Here is a 14,852-nt window from a genome sequence, read left to right as displayed (position 1 = left end):
CAAGAAGGCGTTGCATGAGCCCGAATCTGAGCCAGTTGCGCAAGTTCGTCTCCCCCGAAATCATCTTTGGTGCCGGCTGCCGCCATCACGTCGCCAACTACGCCCGTACCTTCGGTGCACGCAAGGTCCTGCTGGTCAGTGACCCGGGCGTCATCGCCGCCGGCTGGGTCGCCGACGTGGAAGCCAGCCTGCAGGCCCAGGGCATCGACTACGTGCTGTACAGCCAGGTCTCGCCCAACCCGCGGGTCGAAGAGGTGATGGACGGTGCCGAGCGCTATCGGGCCGAGCAGTGCGATGTGATCGTCGCCGTCGGCGGCGGCAGCCCGATGGACTGCGCCAAGGGCATCGGCATCGTCGTCGCCCATGGCCGGCACATCCTCGAATTCGAAGGGGTCGACACCATCCGCGTGCCGAGCCCGCCGCTGATCCTGATCCCGACCACCGCCGGCACCTCGGCGGATGTCTCGCAGTTCGTGATCATTTCCAACCAGCAGGAACGGATGAAGTTCTCCATCGTCAGCAAGGCGGTGGTGCCCGACGTGTCGCTGATCGACCCGGAAACCACCCTGAGCATGGACCCGTTCCTCTCCGCCTGTACCGGCATCGATGCGCTGGTGCACGCCATCGAGGCGTTCGTCTCCACCGGCCACGGCCCGCTGACCGATACCCACGCCCTGGAAGCCATGCGCCTGATCAATGGCAACCTGGTGCAGATGATCGCCAATCCGTCGAATATCGCCCTGCGCGAGTCGATCATGCTCGGCAGCATGCAGGCCGGGCTGGCGTTCTCCAATGCGATCCTGGGTGCGGTGCATGCCATGTCCCACAGCCTCGGCGGCTTCCTCGACCTGCCCCACGGCCTGTGCAATGCGGTGCTGGTCGAGCATGTGGTGGCGTTCAACTACAGTGCCGCGCCGGAGCGCTTCAAGGTGATCGCCGAGACCTTTGGCATCGATTGCCGCGGCCTCAGCCACAACCAGATCCGCCAGCGCCTGGTCGAGCACCTGATCGCCTTCAAGCATGCCGTGGGCTTCCACGAGACCCTTGGCCTGCACGGGGTCAGCGGCAGCGATATCCCGTTCCTTTCGCAACATGCCATGGACGACCCGTGCATCCTCACCAACCCCCGTGCCTCGAGCCAGCGTGATGTCGAGGTGGTCTATGGCGAGGCCCTCTGACCCGGGCAACGATGCCCTGGCCGGGCTGCTCGGGCTGAGCAACCACACGGTTCGCAAGAGTCACTATCCGGAACTGGCGGCACGCCTGGACGAGCTGGAAACCGAGCGCAACCGCTACACCTGGCTGTTCGAGCATGCGGTGCACGGGATTTTCCAGGCCAGCCTGGAAGACGGCCTGCGCGCCGCGAACCCGGCCATGGCGCGGATGCTCGGTTATGCCGATCCGCAGCAGTTGCTGCTGGCCCGCACCGACCTGGCCGGGCACCTGTTCATCGGTGGCGAAGCCGAGTTGATGAGCATCGCCGAGGAACTGCAGCGCGAGCGCGCCTTGCTCGGCTACGAGACCCAATTGCAGCGCAAGGACGGCACGGCCATCGATGTGCTGATGAACCTGCTGCTGCGTCCGGACGAGGAGGGCGTGGTCGAGGGCTTCGTCGCCGATATCACCGAGCGCAAGCTCAGCCAGGAACGCCTGCAGCAGATGAACGACGAGCTGGAGCAGCGCGTCGCCGAACGCACCAACCAGCTGATCGAGGCCCGCGACGCGGCCCAGGCCGCCAACCGCAGCAAGGACAAGTACCTGGCCGCCGCCAGTCATGACCTGCTGCAACCGCTGAACGCCGCGCGCCTGCTGATCTCGACCCTGCGCGAGCGCAGTCTGCCGGCTGCCGAGCAGTTGCTGGTGGAGCGGGCGCACCAGGCGCTGGAGGGCGCCGAGGACCTGCTCACCGATCTGCTGGATATCTCTCGCCTCGACCAGGCGGCAATCAAGCCGGACCTCGACCTTTATCACCTCGACGAACTGCTCGGCCCGCTGGCTTCGGAGTTCCAGCCGGTGGCCGAGGCGGCCGGGCTGAACCTGCGGGTGCGCAGCGGCGCGTTGATGATTCGCAGCGACATCCGCCTGCTGACGCGGATCCTGCGCAACTTCATCAGCAACGCCTGCCGCTACACCGAGCGCGGCGGCATCCTGCTCGGTGCGCGGCGGCGCGGGCAGATGCTGCGCCTGGAAGTCTGGGACAGCGGCCGGGGCATCGCCGCCGACCGGCTGGAATCGATCTTTCTCGAATTCAATCAGCTGGATGTCGGCCGCGCCGCCGATCGCAAGGGCGTTGGCCTGGGGCTGGCGATCGTCGAACGGATCGCGCGGATTCTCGAATGCCAGGTGCGCGTGCGTTCCTGGCCGGGGCGCGGCTCGGTGTTCAGCATCGATGTACCGCTGTCACGGGAGGCGCCGCGTCCGGTGGTCGCACCCGGGGTGCCGCTGCCGGCCCTGGGCGATCCGTTGCCGGGTCGGCGCCTGTTGGTACTGGACAACGAGACGGCGATTCTCGACAGCATGGCCGCTCTGCTCGGCCAGTGGGGCTGCGAAGTGCTGACCGCCACCGACCGTGACGCGGCGCTCCAGGTTCTGCAGGGCAGGGCGCCGGAGCTGGTCCTGGCGGACTTCCACCTCGACCATGGTGTAACCGGATGTGAAGTGGTGCGCGACCTGCGCAAGCATTTCGGCGTGGCCATTCCGGCGGTGATGATCACCGCCGACCGCAGTGACCAGAGCCGCCGGGCCATGCAGCGCCTGGGTGCGCCCTTGCTCAACAAGCCGGTAAAACCGGGCAAGTTGCGCGCGGTGCTCAGTCAATTGCTCGGATGAGCGGGCGTTGCCGTGCTTCACGCCCGCAATGGTTTTTTGCTATAAACGCTGCCCTCGCACCATGCTTGCCGGGGATAAGGAGCTTTTCGGACAAAACCGCAGTCATTTCTGTTGCCCGTCCCGAGGCTCGGCCTTAGACTGCCGCCCCCCGTAAATTGAGTACCGGCTGGTGCTTGAAGAATTCCGCTGCTGGCGAGCTGTTCGCCGCGGCACTCGATTCGTCTAAATGCACGTACATTTTTATTAGAGATATCAATGACAAAGGAAAAGTTGCTGGCCATGCCGGCCGATGACTACATGAACGCCGAGCAACAGGCTTTCTTCTCCGATCTGCTCAAGCAGATGAAGGTGGAAACCCAGGAGCGCATCGAGCAGAGCCGTGTAACCATCGAAAGCCTGGACTCGCCTGCCGATCCTGCCGATGCCGCCTCGGTCGAAGAAGAGCGCCACTGGCTGGTCAACGCCATCGAGCGTGACCAGCGCCTGCTGCCGCAACTGGAAATGGCCCTGGGCCGTATCGCCGACGACAGCTTCGGCTGGTGCGACGACAGCGGCGAGCCGATCGGCCTCAAGCGTCTGCTGATCAGCCCGACCACCAAGTACTGCATCGAAGCGCAGGAGCGTCACGAGCAGCTGGACAAGCATCTGCGCCAGGTCTGATCGACTGCTGCAACACGAAAGCCCCGGGCCCTGTGCCCGGGGCTTTCGTTTTCGCGCGCGCGAAAAACGGCTCACTGTTGTCCTGTATCAAGGCTGGAACGGCTTACGCCGAAGGAAGCATGGCTAATGGCGTTGTAGTGGCGTTTAATGACGCAACAATAACAACGGGGAGCCACAGTCATGATGCGAGAAGGATCTCTGCCAGCCGGGCTGGCACAAGCGGACCCGTCGCCCAGGGTCGCCCGCGCCAGGTCCGGCGTGGTGCTGCAGAGCCTGGTGCTGGTGGTCGTGCTGGCGGCCATGGCCTTCGCCGGCCTGTCGTTCTGGTTCTGCCTGCCGCTGGTGTTGCTGGTGCTCTGGCTGCCCCATGTGCTGAGCCGGCCACGGCCTGAGCCGGTGGCCGTGCACGACCCGCTGACCGAACTGACCCGCGACCTGGCCCAGGTCACCAGTCATAATGCCCTGTCGGCCGCCGGCGTGGCCTATTCGGTCAAGCAACTGGCGGACAAGCTGCAATCCCAGTTGTCCTCGGCGGCGCAGATCGTCAGCAGCGCCGAAGTCATGATCGGCACCGAGAAAGTCACCTCCCAGCTCAGCCGCGAGGCTCTGGTCGCTGCCCAGCAGGCCCACGAAAGCAGCGCGGCCGGCCGTTCGGTGCTGGCCGACTCGATCCAGCTCATGCACCAGCTCAGCTCCCGGGCCAATCAAAGCCGCGAGCTGATCGAGGCGCTGCACCAGCGCAGCGAGGACATCGCCCGGGTCACCCTGGTGATCCAGGCCATCGCCAGCCAGACCAACCTGCTGGCGCTCAATGCCGCCATCGAAGCGGCCCGGGCTGGCGAGCACGGACGTGGCTTTGCCGTGGTCGCCGATGAAGTGCGGGGTCTGGCCGGGCGGACTGCCAGCGCTACCGAGGAAGTCGGTGTGATGGTCGCCGACATCCAGCAGCGCACTGCCCAAGTGGTGGAGCAGATTCGCGCGCTCTCGGATGACCTGCACAGCGGTGTCGGCCAGGTCGAGCACACCGGTGAGCAACTGGACAGCATCGCCGGGCTCGCGGCAGAGGTAGAGCAGCAGATCACCGAGATCGCCGGCGGTACCGAAACCACCCGGACCCAGCTCGACAGCCTGTTCCAGGCGGTGGAGCAGATGCGTGGCGACCTGGCCATCAGCGACCAGCAGACCCAGCGCCTGGCCCAGGCGGCGGTGCAGATGGAAGGGCAGGCGGAGAACATCAGCGAGCGCCTGGCCGAGGTCGGGCTGGACGAGTATCACCAGCGCGTCTTCGACCTGGCCCTGCTGGGTGCGCAACAGATTGCCGAGCGCTTCGAAGCCGACATCCGCGACGGGCGGATCAGCCATGACGACCTGTTCGACCGCCAGTACCAAGTGCTGCCGGGCACCCGTCCGGCGCGCTACCGTACCCGTTTCGACCACTACACCGACCAGGTGCTGCCGGGCATCCAGGAGCCGCTGCTGCGTGAGCATGAAGGGCTGATCTATGTGATCGCCTGCACCCAGCAGGGCTATGTGCCGACCCACAACAACGCCTTCAACCAGGCCTTGACCGGCGACGAAGCCACGGATACCGCGCACAACCGCAGCAAGCGCAAGTTCGACGACCGCACCGGTATCCGCTGCGGCAGCCATCAGCAGCGGGTGCTGCTGCAGACCTACACCCGCGATACCGGCGAGCTGATGCATGACCTGTCGGTACCGATCAAGGTGGACGGGCGGCATTGGGGTGGGCTGCGGTTGGGGTATCGGCCGGAGAAGATGATCTAGGAGGCCGGGCTTCAAGCTTTAAGCTTCAAGCTTCAAGAGAAGAGCCGCGGCGCTGCTGGTGGCTCTTTTTCCTATCTGGAGAGTGGAAGCTCCAAACCCGAAGCGACGCTGACTGCTTTTTCTTATAGCTTGAAGCTTAAAGCTTGAAGCTCAAAAACCCTCGACGGGTTTCCGTGTTTTCGTGCATATTCCCACCCCTGTGCGGTGAGCCATCTGCTTCCCGACGCAACGAGGCTATCCTTCGCTGATCGCCTCGCGCCGCGAGGGAGCGGTGAAACAGGGAATTTTCACCGCGCAATGTCGGTCTGACGTTCGCCAATTAGCCATTCTCTGGCATGGGAAAGTGCTCTTTCCTACACGGCGTGACGCCTCCGGGCCGCTACTTATTGGTTCCAACTCATTAGTCTTTCGCACTTCGAATTAACGAAGTACGGCATGCCCGTGGGACATTTTCGTCACGGGCGTCAGTGTGATCCCGTTTTGAGGAATTTTCATTTGGCAGTCAGCAATCTGGATATGCACGCCCTGTTCGTGCTGGGCGATCTTCGCGGCAAACTGGTCAAGCAGTTCCAGGCGCCGTTCGTGTACATCACCGAGCAAAGCCCCGACGGTCTTTACATGGCTGAAGTCGAGACGGCGGATGTGCTGGTGGTGGATGACAAGCAGCGCCTGGAATTGAAAGTCGGCGACCACTTCCGTGCGGCCGTCCTGCCGAGCCGTGAAGGCGGCAAGTTCGAAATCCGTTTCCGCGACATCAAGCAGACCATCTACGGCCTGGGCGAGTACGCCTTCGTCAGCACCCCGGAAGGCGAAGGCATCGTGTTTCGTGAAGGTCGCGCGGTGATGATGGTGTTCGCCACGCAAGAGCGCATCAGCGAAGGCCTGTCCAAGACCCTCAAGGCCGCTACGGCCAAGGTCGCGAAATGGCGCAAGGGCGAGCTGACGTTCAAGGCCAGCGAGTGAGCGGTCGCCGCGAGTTCCATGAACGCCACCAGGCCCGCGCCGAAGAACAGGCGCGGCAGTGGCTGGCGCGGCGTGATGAATTGCAGGGACAGTGGTTGGCCTGGGTCGCGGGCCAGCTTTATCAGCTCGAGCCCGCGGAGTACGCGGCCATGGTCAGGCGCGAGCTGCAGCGCCTTACCGAAGGGCAATGACGCTGTTCAGTCCTGCTCGCGACTGCTGACCTCGCCCGGCACGTCATCGCCAGCCATGCGCTTGCGGAACAGCGCGGTGCGGGCCAGCAGCAGGGTGGTCACCGGTACGGTGATCGACAGCAGGATCGGAATCAGCCAGGCATGCAGCACCGGTGTTTCCTTCAAGCCCGAGAAGTACAGGATCGAGGCCAGCGCCACGCACCAGGCGCCGAGGGTCGAGGCCAGGGCCGGCGGGTGCATGCGCTGGAAAAAGTCCTTCAGGCGCAGGATGCCGATGGCCCCGGTGAGGGCGAACAGGCTGCTGGTCAGGATCAGCGCCGCGACGACGATTTCCAGCCAGAACGGCAATACCGGAGCGGTCATTCGATCACCTCGCCGCGCAGAAGGAACTTGGCCAGGGCGAACGAGCCGACGAAGCCGAACAGGGCGATCAGCAGCGCGCCCTCGAAATAGGTGTCGCTGGCGTAGCGGATGCCCAGCACCAGCATCATCAGCATCCCCAGCATGTACAGGTAGTCCAGGGCCAGCACCCGGTCCTGGGCCGAGGGTCCGCGGAACACGCGGACCAGGGTCAGGGCCATGGCGATGGTGAAGATGAACAGGCTGGCGACAATCGCGTTGGCGAGCAGGCCGGTCATTCGAAGATCTCCATCAACGGGCGTTCATAGGTGTGCTTGAAGTGCTCGATGAAGCTCGCTTCGTCGTCCAGGTCGAACACATGCAGCAACAGCACGCTGCGATCCAGGGCCAGTTCCGACCACACCGTGCCGGGGATCACCGTGGTGATCATCGACAGCGCGGCCAGGCCGTGGGCGTCGCGCAGGTCCAGGGGAATGTGCACGAAGCGCGAGCGCGGCGGCTTGCGGCCCATGCGCCAGACACTGCGGAACACCTCCAGGTTGGACACCAGCACATCCAGGCCGACCCGCAGGATCAGGCGGATCACCGCCTTCGGGTTGCGGATATGCGCGCTCAGCGGGCGCAACGGCTGCATCAGTAATGGCGCGAGAATGCCCAGCAGCAGGCCGAGGATGATATTGCCCGGGCTGATCGACAGGTTGAGCACCAGCCACAGGACGAACAGGGCCAGGGAGAGCAACGGCGCTGGCAATAGTCGCTTCATGGTTGCACCTGCGCGCTTTCCAGGGTGGTCGGGCCGGGAATCGGCCGGGTGCCCAGCACCGCTTCGATGTAGACGCCCGGGTCCTTGAGGCTGGCGGCGGTGTCCTGGGTGTAGCGCATCAGCGGCTCGGCCCACAGGCTGAGGACCACGCAGAGACTGAGCAGGGCCACGATCGGCACGCATTCATACATCCGCAGCAGTGGTGACGGGCGCTCCTCGGGTTTCCAGAAGCGCTGCACGCCCAGGCGTACCAGGGCGATCAGCGAGGCCATACCGGAAAGCACCAGCAGCGCCAGAAGGGCCCAGCCGCTGGCCGACAACGGCGCTTCGGCGGGCACGCCCATGCCCAGCGGATTGAACAGCGCGGTGATCAGGCTGAACTTGCCGACGAAGCCCGACAGCGGCGGCATGCCGATGATCAGCAGGGCGCAGGCGATGAAGCTGAAACCGAGGAAGGCCATGGTCCAGGGAATGATCTGCCCGACCACGGCCTTCTGTTCGTCATCGAGGTTGATGCCCTTGGGCGGCTGCAGTGATTCCAGTGGCGAGGGCAGCGCGTCGGCATCCTCGTCCAGCGGCAGCTCGTTGGCCGAACGCGAACGCTCGATCAGCTCGGCGAGGAGGAACAGCGCACACAGGGCCAGGGTCGAGCTGACCATGTAGAACAGCGCCGCCGAGGTCAGTGGCGTCTGGCCGAAGCCGATGGCCGCCAGCAGGGTCCCGGCGGAGACCAGGATGCTCAGGCTGGCCATGCGCTCCAGGCGCTGCGCGGCGAGGATCGACACCGCCGCGCAGGCCAGCGTGGCGAGTCCACCGTACACCAGCCACTGCCCGCCGAAGAATGCCGAGGCCCCGGCCTGCCCGGAGAACAGCAAGGTCCACAGGCGCAGCACGGTATAGAAACCGACCTTGGTCATGATCGCGAACAGCGCCGCCACCGGCGCGCTGGCCGAGGAGTAGGCCGGGACCAGCCAGAAGTTCAGCGGCCAGATGCCCGCCTTGGCCAGGAAGGCGATGGCCAGGATCGCCGCACCGGCGTGCAGCAGGCCGCGATCGGCCTCGGGCACCAGCGGAATCTTCATCGCCAGGTCGGCCATGTTCAGGGTGCCGGTCACGCCATAGAGCATGGCCGCGCCAATCAGGAACAGCGACGAGGCGAACAGGTTGATGGCGATGTAATGCAGGCCGGCCTTGACCCGCGAGCGGCCCGAGCCGTGCAGCAGCAGGCCGTAGGACGCCGCCAGCAACACCTCGAAGAACACGAACAGGTTGAACAGGTCGCCGGTGAGGAAAGCGCCGTACAGGCCCATCAACTGGATCTGGAACAGCGCATGGAAGCTGGCGCCGGCGCGGTCCCAGCGGGCCAGGGCGAAGAGCAGGGCGCTGGTGCCGACGATGCCGGTCAGTACCAGCATCAGCGCGGACAGGCGGTCGAGCACCAGGACGATGCCGAACGGCGCCGCCCAGTTGCCCGGCAGGTAGACGCCGATGGAGGTGGCCTGGCCCTGGTCCTTGACCCACAGCAGCAGGGTGATGGCAATGCCCAGCCCGGTGAGGGTCGAGAGCAGGTTGATCCGTGCCTTCAGCGGCCGGCGCTTTTCCCCGAGCAACAGCAGCAGGGCCGCGGTCAGCAACGGCAGGAGGATCGGTGCGACGATCAGTTGTTGCATCCCGCTCATTCCTGGGGCTCCCGTCCGTCAACGTGGTCGGTGCCGGTGAAACCGCGCGAGGCCAGCAGCACCACGAGGAACAGTGCGGTCATGGCGAAGCTGATGACGATGGCCGTGAGGACCAGGGCCTGGGGCAGCGGGTCGGTGTAGTTGAGAAGGTCCTGGGGCACGCCGTCCTTGATGATCGGCTCCTTGCCGATGAACAGGCTGCCCATGCTGAAGATGAACAGGTTGACCCCGTAGGACAGCAGGCACAGGCCCATGATCACCTGGTAGGTCCGTGGCCGGAGGATCAGCCAGACCCCGGAGGCGGCGAGAACGCCGATGGCGATCGCGATGACTTCTTCCATCAGGCGGCTCCCTCTGCGGTGGTGGATTTCGGTTGTGGGCGGTGCGCACGCACCGACTGGTGGGCGAGGGCGGTGAGGATCAGCAGGGTCGAGCCGACCACCACGGTGAACACGCCGATATCGAAGAACAGCGCGCTGGCGACATGCAGGTCACCCAGCAGCGGCAAGTGCAGGTGCGCGGTGTGGGTGGTGAGGAACGGATAACCGAAGAGCAGCGCGCCGACCCCGGTCAGGGTCGCGCAGAGCAGCCCGGTGCCCATCCAGCGCAGCGGCCGCAGGCTCATCTGCGCCTCGACCCACTGGGTCCCGGCAACCATGTACTGGAGGATGAACGCCACCGACATCACCAGCCCGGCGACGAAACCGCCGCCCGGCTGGTTGTGCCCGCGCATGAACAGGTACATCGACACCAGCATGGCCATCGGCAGCACCAGGCGGGCGAGCACGGCCGGGACCATCATGAAGCCCAGGGCGGTGTCCTCGGCGTGGCGCGGGTTGACCAGGTCGGTGACCATGTCCGGGGCCAGCGAGCGCTGCTGCGCCGGCAACTGGATGCTCTCGCGCGGCGGACGGAAGCGCCGCAGCAGGGCGAACACCGCCAGGGCCACGGCCACCAGCACGGTGATTTCGCCGAGGGTATCGAAGCCGCGGAAGTCCACCAGCATCACGTTGACCACGTTGGTTCCGCCGCCTTCCGGCAGGGCGCGGCTCAGGTAGAAGGACGAGATGAAGTTGGGTGTCGGCCGGGTCAGCATGGCGTAGGACAGCACCGCCATGCCGCCACCCACCCCGACCGCCAGGACCAGGTCGCGCAAGCGGCGCAGACGCGCCCGCTCCTGGGAGCCGGCCAGCGGCGAGACACCTTCGATCCGCCGTGGCAGCCAGCGCAGGCCGAGGAGGATCAGCACCGTGGTGACCACTTCCACCACCAGTTGGGTCAGGGCCAGGTCCGGGGCGGAGAACCAGACGAAGGTGATGCAGGTCATCAGGCCGCAGACGCCGACCATGATCAGTGCCGCGAGACGGTGGTACTTGGCTTGCCAGGCAGCGCCGATGGCGCAGGCAATGGCGATCACCCAAAGCATCACGAACACCCCGGAGCCCGGGATCTTCGGGCGGTTGCCCCAGCTCAGGCCGTGGGCCAGCAGTGGCAGCATGCCGGCGACCAGCGCAGCGAGGACCAGCATGAACAACTGCTTCTGCAGACGGCGGGTGGTGAAGATTCGCTCGATGGTCCGCGCCGTGCGCATCAGGATTACCTGGCCACGCTCGAACAGGCGCTTGCCGTTGAAGCGCTCGATCACCGGTGGATAGCTGAACCGACCGTGCTGGAACTGCTTGCGCAGCGCCAGGTACAGGAGAATGCCGCCGCACATGGCGATCAGGCTCATGATCAACGGCGCGTTCCAGCCGTGCCAGACCGCCAGGCTGTATTCCGGCAGCTCACCGCCGACCACCGGCAGGGCGGCGGCGGCCAGCAGCGGGCCGACCGACTGCGCCGGGAAGATCCCTACTACCAGGCAGGTCAGCACCAGCAGTTCGACCGGCGCACGCATCCAGCGTGGCGGTTCGTGCGGGGTGTGCGGCAGGTCGGTGGCGGTCGGGCCGAAGAACACGTCCACGGTAAAGCGCAGGGCATAGGCGACGCTGAAGGTCCCGGCCAGGGTGGCGATCACCGGCAGGGCCGCCTCGACCCAGGCGGTGGAACTGATGAATACGGTTTCGGCGAAGAACATCTCCTTGGACAGGAAGCCGTTCATCAATGGCACCCCGGCCATGGACGCACTGGCCACCATGGCCAGGGTCGCGGTGAACGGGATCAGGCGGAACAATCCGCTGAGCCTGCGGATGTCACGGGTGCCGCTTTCGTGGTCGATGATCCCCGCCGCCATGAACAGCGAAGCCTTGAAGGTGGCGTGGTTGAGGATATGGAACACCGCCGCCACGGCGGCCAGCGGGCTGTTCAGGCCGAGCAGCAGGGTGATCAGGCCCAGGTGGCTGATGGTGGAGTAGGCCAGCAGGCCCTTGAGGTCGTTCTGGAACATCGCCGCGTAGGCGCCGAGCAGCAGGGTGCAGGCGCCGGCGCCGCCGACGATCCAGAACCACTCCTCGGTGCCGGAGAGCACCGGCCAGAAGCGCGCCAGCAGGAACACCCCGGCCTTGACCATGGTCGCCGAGTGCAGGTAGGCCGAAACCGGAGTGGGCGCCGCCATCGCATGGGGCAACCAGAAGTGGAAGGGGAATTGCGCGCTCTTGGTCAGCGCGCCGAGCAGGATCAGGGGCAGGAGGACGGGATACAGGGCGTGGCCACGGATGACATCGCCGGCAGCCAGGACCTTGTCCAGGTCGTAGCTGCCGACCACATGGCCGAGCAGGATCACCCCCGCCAGCAGGCACAGGCCACCGGCTCCGGTCACCATCAGCGCCATGTAGGCGCCACGGCGGGCGTCGGCGCGATGGTGCCAGTAGCCGATCAGCAGGAAGGAGAACAGGCTGGTCAGTTCCCAGAAGAACACGATCTGGATCAGGTTGCCGGAGATCACCAGCCCGAGCATCGCGCCCATGAAGGCCAGGAAGAAGGCGAAGAAGCGCGGCACCGGGTCCTGCGGCGACATGTAGTAGCGCGCGTACAGCGACACCAGGGTACCGATGCCCAGCACCAGGAGGGAGAACAGCCAGGCGAAGCCGTCCATGCGCAGGATGATGTTGAGTCCCATGCTCGGCAGCCAGAGGATCTCCTCGCGGATCACCCCGCCATCGGCAATCTGCGGATACAGCATGGCCACCTGCACCGTGCCGATCAGGGCAACGATGCCGGCCAGCAGCGACTCCGAGTTGCGTGCGTTGTGCGGCAGCAAACCGGCCACACAGCTCCCGACGAATGGCAGAAGCAGTAGAACTATCAAGGACATAGATATCTAATCTGCGGAAATTTGCAGGGAATCATACGTGCCGGTCCGGTGATCACCAACCGCCAAGCTGTGACATGACCCTACAAGAATTGTAAGAAAAAGCTTTTTTCTTATAACAGTTTCCGCAAGACGAGCGCGCTGTTTCCCTACAGTCCGGTATCAGCTTCCTTCTCGTCGGCGGGACTTGCCACCGGCTTTTCTTCCTTGCGTGCGAACTTCAGTTCGCTGACGATCACCGCGATCACGATCAGCAAACCGCCCAGCAGGGCCACGCCAGGCAAACGCTCACCGGCGATACGTCCGACAATCCCGGCCCAGACCGGTTCACCCGCGTAGATCAGCGTAGCGCGGGTTGGCGAAACCGACTTCTGCGCCCAGTTCATCGCGACCTGGATCACCGCGCTCATGGCCCCCAGGCCAATGGCGGCGCCGAGCAGCAGCCAGGAGAAGTCCGGCAGGCGTTCCTGGGTCGGCACCACCAGCATGAACGACAGGGCCGAGGCGGTGGCCAGTTGCACCACGGTGACCCGCCGCACATCCACGCTGCCGGCATAGTTGCCGATCAGGATGATCTCCGCGGCGATTGCCACGGCGCTGATCAGGGTGGCAATTTCCCCAGGGCTGAAATGCACCGCGCCACCGCTGGGGCCGGCCAGCAGCATCAGGCCGGTGAAGGCCAGGGCGATACCGATGCTCGGCATCAGGCCGGGGCGACGGCCCAGCACCAGCCATTGCAGGATCGGCACGAAGGGCACGTAGAGCGCGGTGATGAAGGCCGACTGGCTGCTGCTGATGGTTTGCAGGCCCACGGTTTGCAAGCCGTAGCCGAGCATGATCGAGACGCCGATCAGCACCCCGGCCTTGAGTTCGCGCAGGGTCAGACCCGGCAGTGAGCGAAAGCAGAAGAGTCCGACGAAGAATGCGGCGGCGGCGAAGCGCAGGCCGACGAAGAACATCGGGCCGCTGACGGTCATCACCTTGTGCACGATCAGGAAGGTGCCTCCCCAGAGCATGGTGATGAACACCAGCACCAGTTCCGCCTTGCTCAGGCGGAAAGTGACGGGAGGACGGGCGGAGCTATCGGTAGTCATGGCTTGCACACGGAAGTGAGGGCGCCGCACAATGCGCGCGGCAAAAGTGGGCAGTATACTGCGCAAATTATCGTCGGTGAGTACTTCAGTGGATAAAGATTCCAATCGCGCCCCGGTGCTCCAGCATGTCAGCCAGAACGTGCGGCGCCTGCGCAACGATGCGGGCCTGAGCCAAAGTGCCCTGGCAGAGAGCTCCGGGGTCAGCCGGCGGATGCTGGTGGCGATCGAAGCGGGGGAAAAGAATGTCAGCCTGTCGACCCTCGACCTGATTGCCGAAGCCCTGGGCGTGGCCTTCAGCGACCTGATCAAGGCCCCGGACAATCGTGATTCGAGTCGTATCAACGAACTGGCCTGGGCCGGTGAGCACCCCGGCAGCAAGGCGGTGTTGCTGGCCAGCAGCCCGGCACGGCGCGAGGTGGAGTTGTGGGAGTGGCGCCTGGAGCCCGGCGAGTTCTATAAGACCAATGCCGACCCGGAGGGCTTCAGCGAGCAGGTGTTCGTCTTCGAGGGCAGCCTGACCCTGCTGATCGATGGCGAAGCGCGGGTGCTGGCCGCCGGCGAATTCTTCACCTATGCCAGCAACCGCACCCATGGTTATCGCAACGATGGCGCAGTGGCCACGCGCTTCGTGCGCAACGTGGTGATCTGACTCAGGCGGCCAGCCATTCTTCGGTGGAAATGACCTGGGCATAGGCGAACGCCAGCGAGGCCATGTACGCCGCGTGGGCCTGGGCGGCCGGTACGTTCACGCCGTTGAATTCCAGGTCGCGGGTGGCACAGGCATCGTGCAGGACCTTGACCGTGTAGCCGAGGTCGGCGGCGGCCCGCACGGCGGCGTCGATGCACATATGACTCATGCTGCCGACCACTGTCAGTTCGCTGACCCGCTGTTGTTCCAGCAGGCTGAGCAGCGGGGTGTCGAGGAAGGCGTTGACCTTGTGCTTGAGCACGACCGCTTCGTTGTCCCGGGGTGCCAGTTTCGAATGGATCTGCGCACCTTGCGAGCCGGGCGCGAAGAAGGGCGCCTCGGCGGACTCGAACTCATGCTTGACGTGGATCACCAGGTCGCCCCGCGCCCGTGCGGCGGCCAGGGCCTTTGCCGCGTTGTCGGCTGCGGCGTCGGCATTGACCAGGGTCCATTTGCCGCCGGGGAAGTAGTCGTTCTGGATATCGATGATGACCAGGGCCTTTGTGCTCATGCGGTTTCCTCATTTCGGAGAGTGGTGACGTTGTGGCTGATAGTTATAGGCTTGCCTGGCGCGGCTGCGGATTGGCGCG

General features: G+C 65.1%; 15 protein-coding genes. 7 read left to right on the top strand and 8 right to left on the bottom strand.

What is annotated here, in order from left to right; genetic code table 11:
• Nucleotides 1–14: 14 nt before the first annotated feature.
• From ercA to AC2CQI_RS10330, 6 genes are all read left to right on the top strand, one after another.
• Nucleotides 15–1,178: an alcohol dehydrogenase-like regulatory protein ErcA gene (ercA, locus tag AC2CQI_RS10355; RefSeq protein WP_484580083.1), complete on the top strand. Its 1,164-nt coding sequence runs from the start codon at nucleotides 15–17 to the stop codon at nucleotides 1,176–1,178.
• Nucleotides 1,162–2,829, top strand: coding sequence for a PAS domain-containing hybrid sensor histidine kinase/response regulator (locus AC2CQI_RS10350; RefSeq protein WP_484580082.1), 1,668 nt, complete (start codon nucleotides 1,162–1,164; stop codon nucleotides 2,827–2,829). The genes ercA and AC2CQI_RS10350 overlap by 17 nt, the downstream gene beginning before the upstream one ends.
• A gap of 255 nt (nucleotides 2,830–3,084) precedes the next feature.
• Nucleotides 3,085–3,489 (top strand): TraR/DksA family transcriptional regulator, encoded by a 405-nt coding sequence (locus tag AC2CQI_RS10345; RefSeq protein WP_075806878.1) that lies wholly within the window; start codon nucleotides 3,085–3,087, stop codon nucleotides 3,487–3,489.
• Between the two features lie 180 nt (nucleotides 3,490–3,669).
• Complete coding sequence (locus tag AC2CQI_RS10340) at nucleotides 3,670–5,274, top strand: methyl-accepting chemotaxis protein (RefSeq protein ID WP_484580081.1); 1,605 nt, start codon at nucleotides 3,670–3,672, stop codon at nucleotides 5,272–5,274.
• Between the two features lie 495 nt (nucleotides 5,275–5,769).
• Complete coding sequence (locus AC2CQI_RS10335; RefSeq protein ID WP_484580080.1) at nucleotides 5,770–6,237, top strand: hypothetical protein; 468 nt, start codon at nucleotides 5,770–5,772, stop codon at nucleotides 6,235–6,237.
• The gene (locus AC2CQI_RS10330; RefSeq protein ID WP_484580079.1) at nucleotides 6,234–6,428 is read left to right on the top strand and encodes a hypothetical protein; all 195 of its coding nucleotides are present in this window, start codon (nucleotides 6,234–6,236) and stop codon (nucleotides 6,426–6,428) included. The genes AC2CQI_RS10335 and AC2CQI_RS10330 overlap by 4 nt, the downstream gene beginning before the upstream one ends.
• A gap of 6 nt (nucleotides 6,429–6,434) precedes the next feature.
• On the opposite strand, the gene AC2CQI_RS10325 is transcribed toward AC2CQI_RS10330, so the two are convergent.
• The 7 genes from AC2CQI_RS10325 to AC2CQI_RS10295 form a co-directional block, all read right to left on the bottom strand.
• Nucleotides 6,435–6,791: a Na+/H+ antiporter subunit G gene (locus AC2CQI_RS10325; protein WP_075806882.1), complete on the bottom strand. Its 357-nt coding sequence runs from the start codon at nucleotides 6,789–6,791 to the stop codon at nucleotides 6,435–6,437.
• Complete coding sequence (locus tag AC2CQI_RS10320; protein ID WP_075806883.1) at nucleotides 6,788–7,066, bottom strand: K+/H+ antiporter subunit F; 279 nt, start codon at nucleotides 7,064–7,066, stop codon at nucleotides 6,788–6,790. Before AC2CQI_RS10320 ends, AC2CQI_RS10325 begins: the two co-directional genes overlap by 4 nt.
• Nucleotides 7,063–7,551, bottom strand: coding sequence for a Na+/H+ antiporter subunit E (locus tag AC2CQI_RS10315; RefSeq protein ID WP_075806884.1), 489 nt, complete (start codon nucleotides 7,549–7,551; stop codon nucleotides 7,063–7,065). The genes AC2CQI_RS10320 and AC2CQI_RS10315 overlap by 4 nt, the downstream gene beginning before the upstream one ends.
• Entirely contained in the window at nucleotides 7,548–9,230 is a 1,683-nt protein-coding gene (locus tag AC2CQI_RS10310; RefSeq protein WP_075806885.1) for a monovalent cation/H+ antiporter subunit D, read from the bottom strand. The genes AC2CQI_RS10315 and AC2CQI_RS10310 overlap by 4 nt, the downstream gene beginning before the upstream one ends.
• Nucleotides 9,227–9,571 (bottom strand): Na+/H+ antiporter subunit C, encoded by a 345-nt coding sequence (locus tag AC2CQI_RS10305; RefSeq protein WP_042128349.1) that lies wholly within the window; start codon nucleotides 9,569–9,571, stop codon nucleotides 9,227–9,229. The genes AC2CQI_RS10310 and AC2CQI_RS10305 overlap by 4 nt, the downstream gene beginning before the upstream one ends.
• On the bottom strand, nucleotides 9,571–12,483 hold the full coding sequence (locus AC2CQI_RS10300) for a monovalent cation/H+ antiporter subunit A (protein WP_484580078.1): 2,913 nt from the start codon (nucleotides 12,481–12,483) through the stop codon (nucleotides 9,571–9,573). The genes AC2CQI_RS10305 and AC2CQI_RS10300 overlap by 1 nt, the downstream gene beginning before the upstream one ends.
• A gap of 146 nt (nucleotides 12,484–12,629) precedes the next feature.
• Complete coding sequence (locus AC2CQI_RS10295) at nucleotides 12,630–13,574, bottom strand: DMT family transporter (RefSeq protein WP_484580077.1); 945 nt, start codon at nucleotides 13,572–13,574, stop codon at nucleotides 12,630–12,632.
• Between the two features lie 88 nt (nucleotides 13,575–13,662).
• Between AC2CQI_RS10295 and AC2CQI_RS10290 the strand changes: the two genes are divergently transcribed.
• The gene (locus AC2CQI_RS10290; RefSeq protein ID WP_075806888.1) at nucleotides 13,663–14,223 is read left to right on the top strand and encodes a helix-turn-helix domain-containing protein; all 561 of its coding nucleotides are present in this window, start codon (nucleotides 13,663–13,665) and stop codon (nucleotides 14,221–14,223) included.
• 1 nt (nucleotide 14,224) lies between these two features.
• Here the strand turns inward: AC2CQI_RS10290 and AC2CQI_RS10285 are convergent, their stop codons facing one another.
• Nucleotides 14,225–14,773 carry a cysteine hydrolase family protein gene (locus tag AC2CQI_RS10285; RefSeq protein ID WP_075806889.1) on the bottom strand — a complete coding sequence of 183 codons (549 nt, stop codon included), beginning with the start codon at nucleotides 14,771–14,773 and terminating at the stop codon, nucleotides 14,225–14,227.
• Nucleotides 14,774–14,852: the final 79 nt, after the last annotated feature.

Source organism: Pseudomonas sp. P2S-1, assembly GCF_057197725.1.
This window is presented reverse-complemented; position numbering and strand designations above follow the sequence as displayed.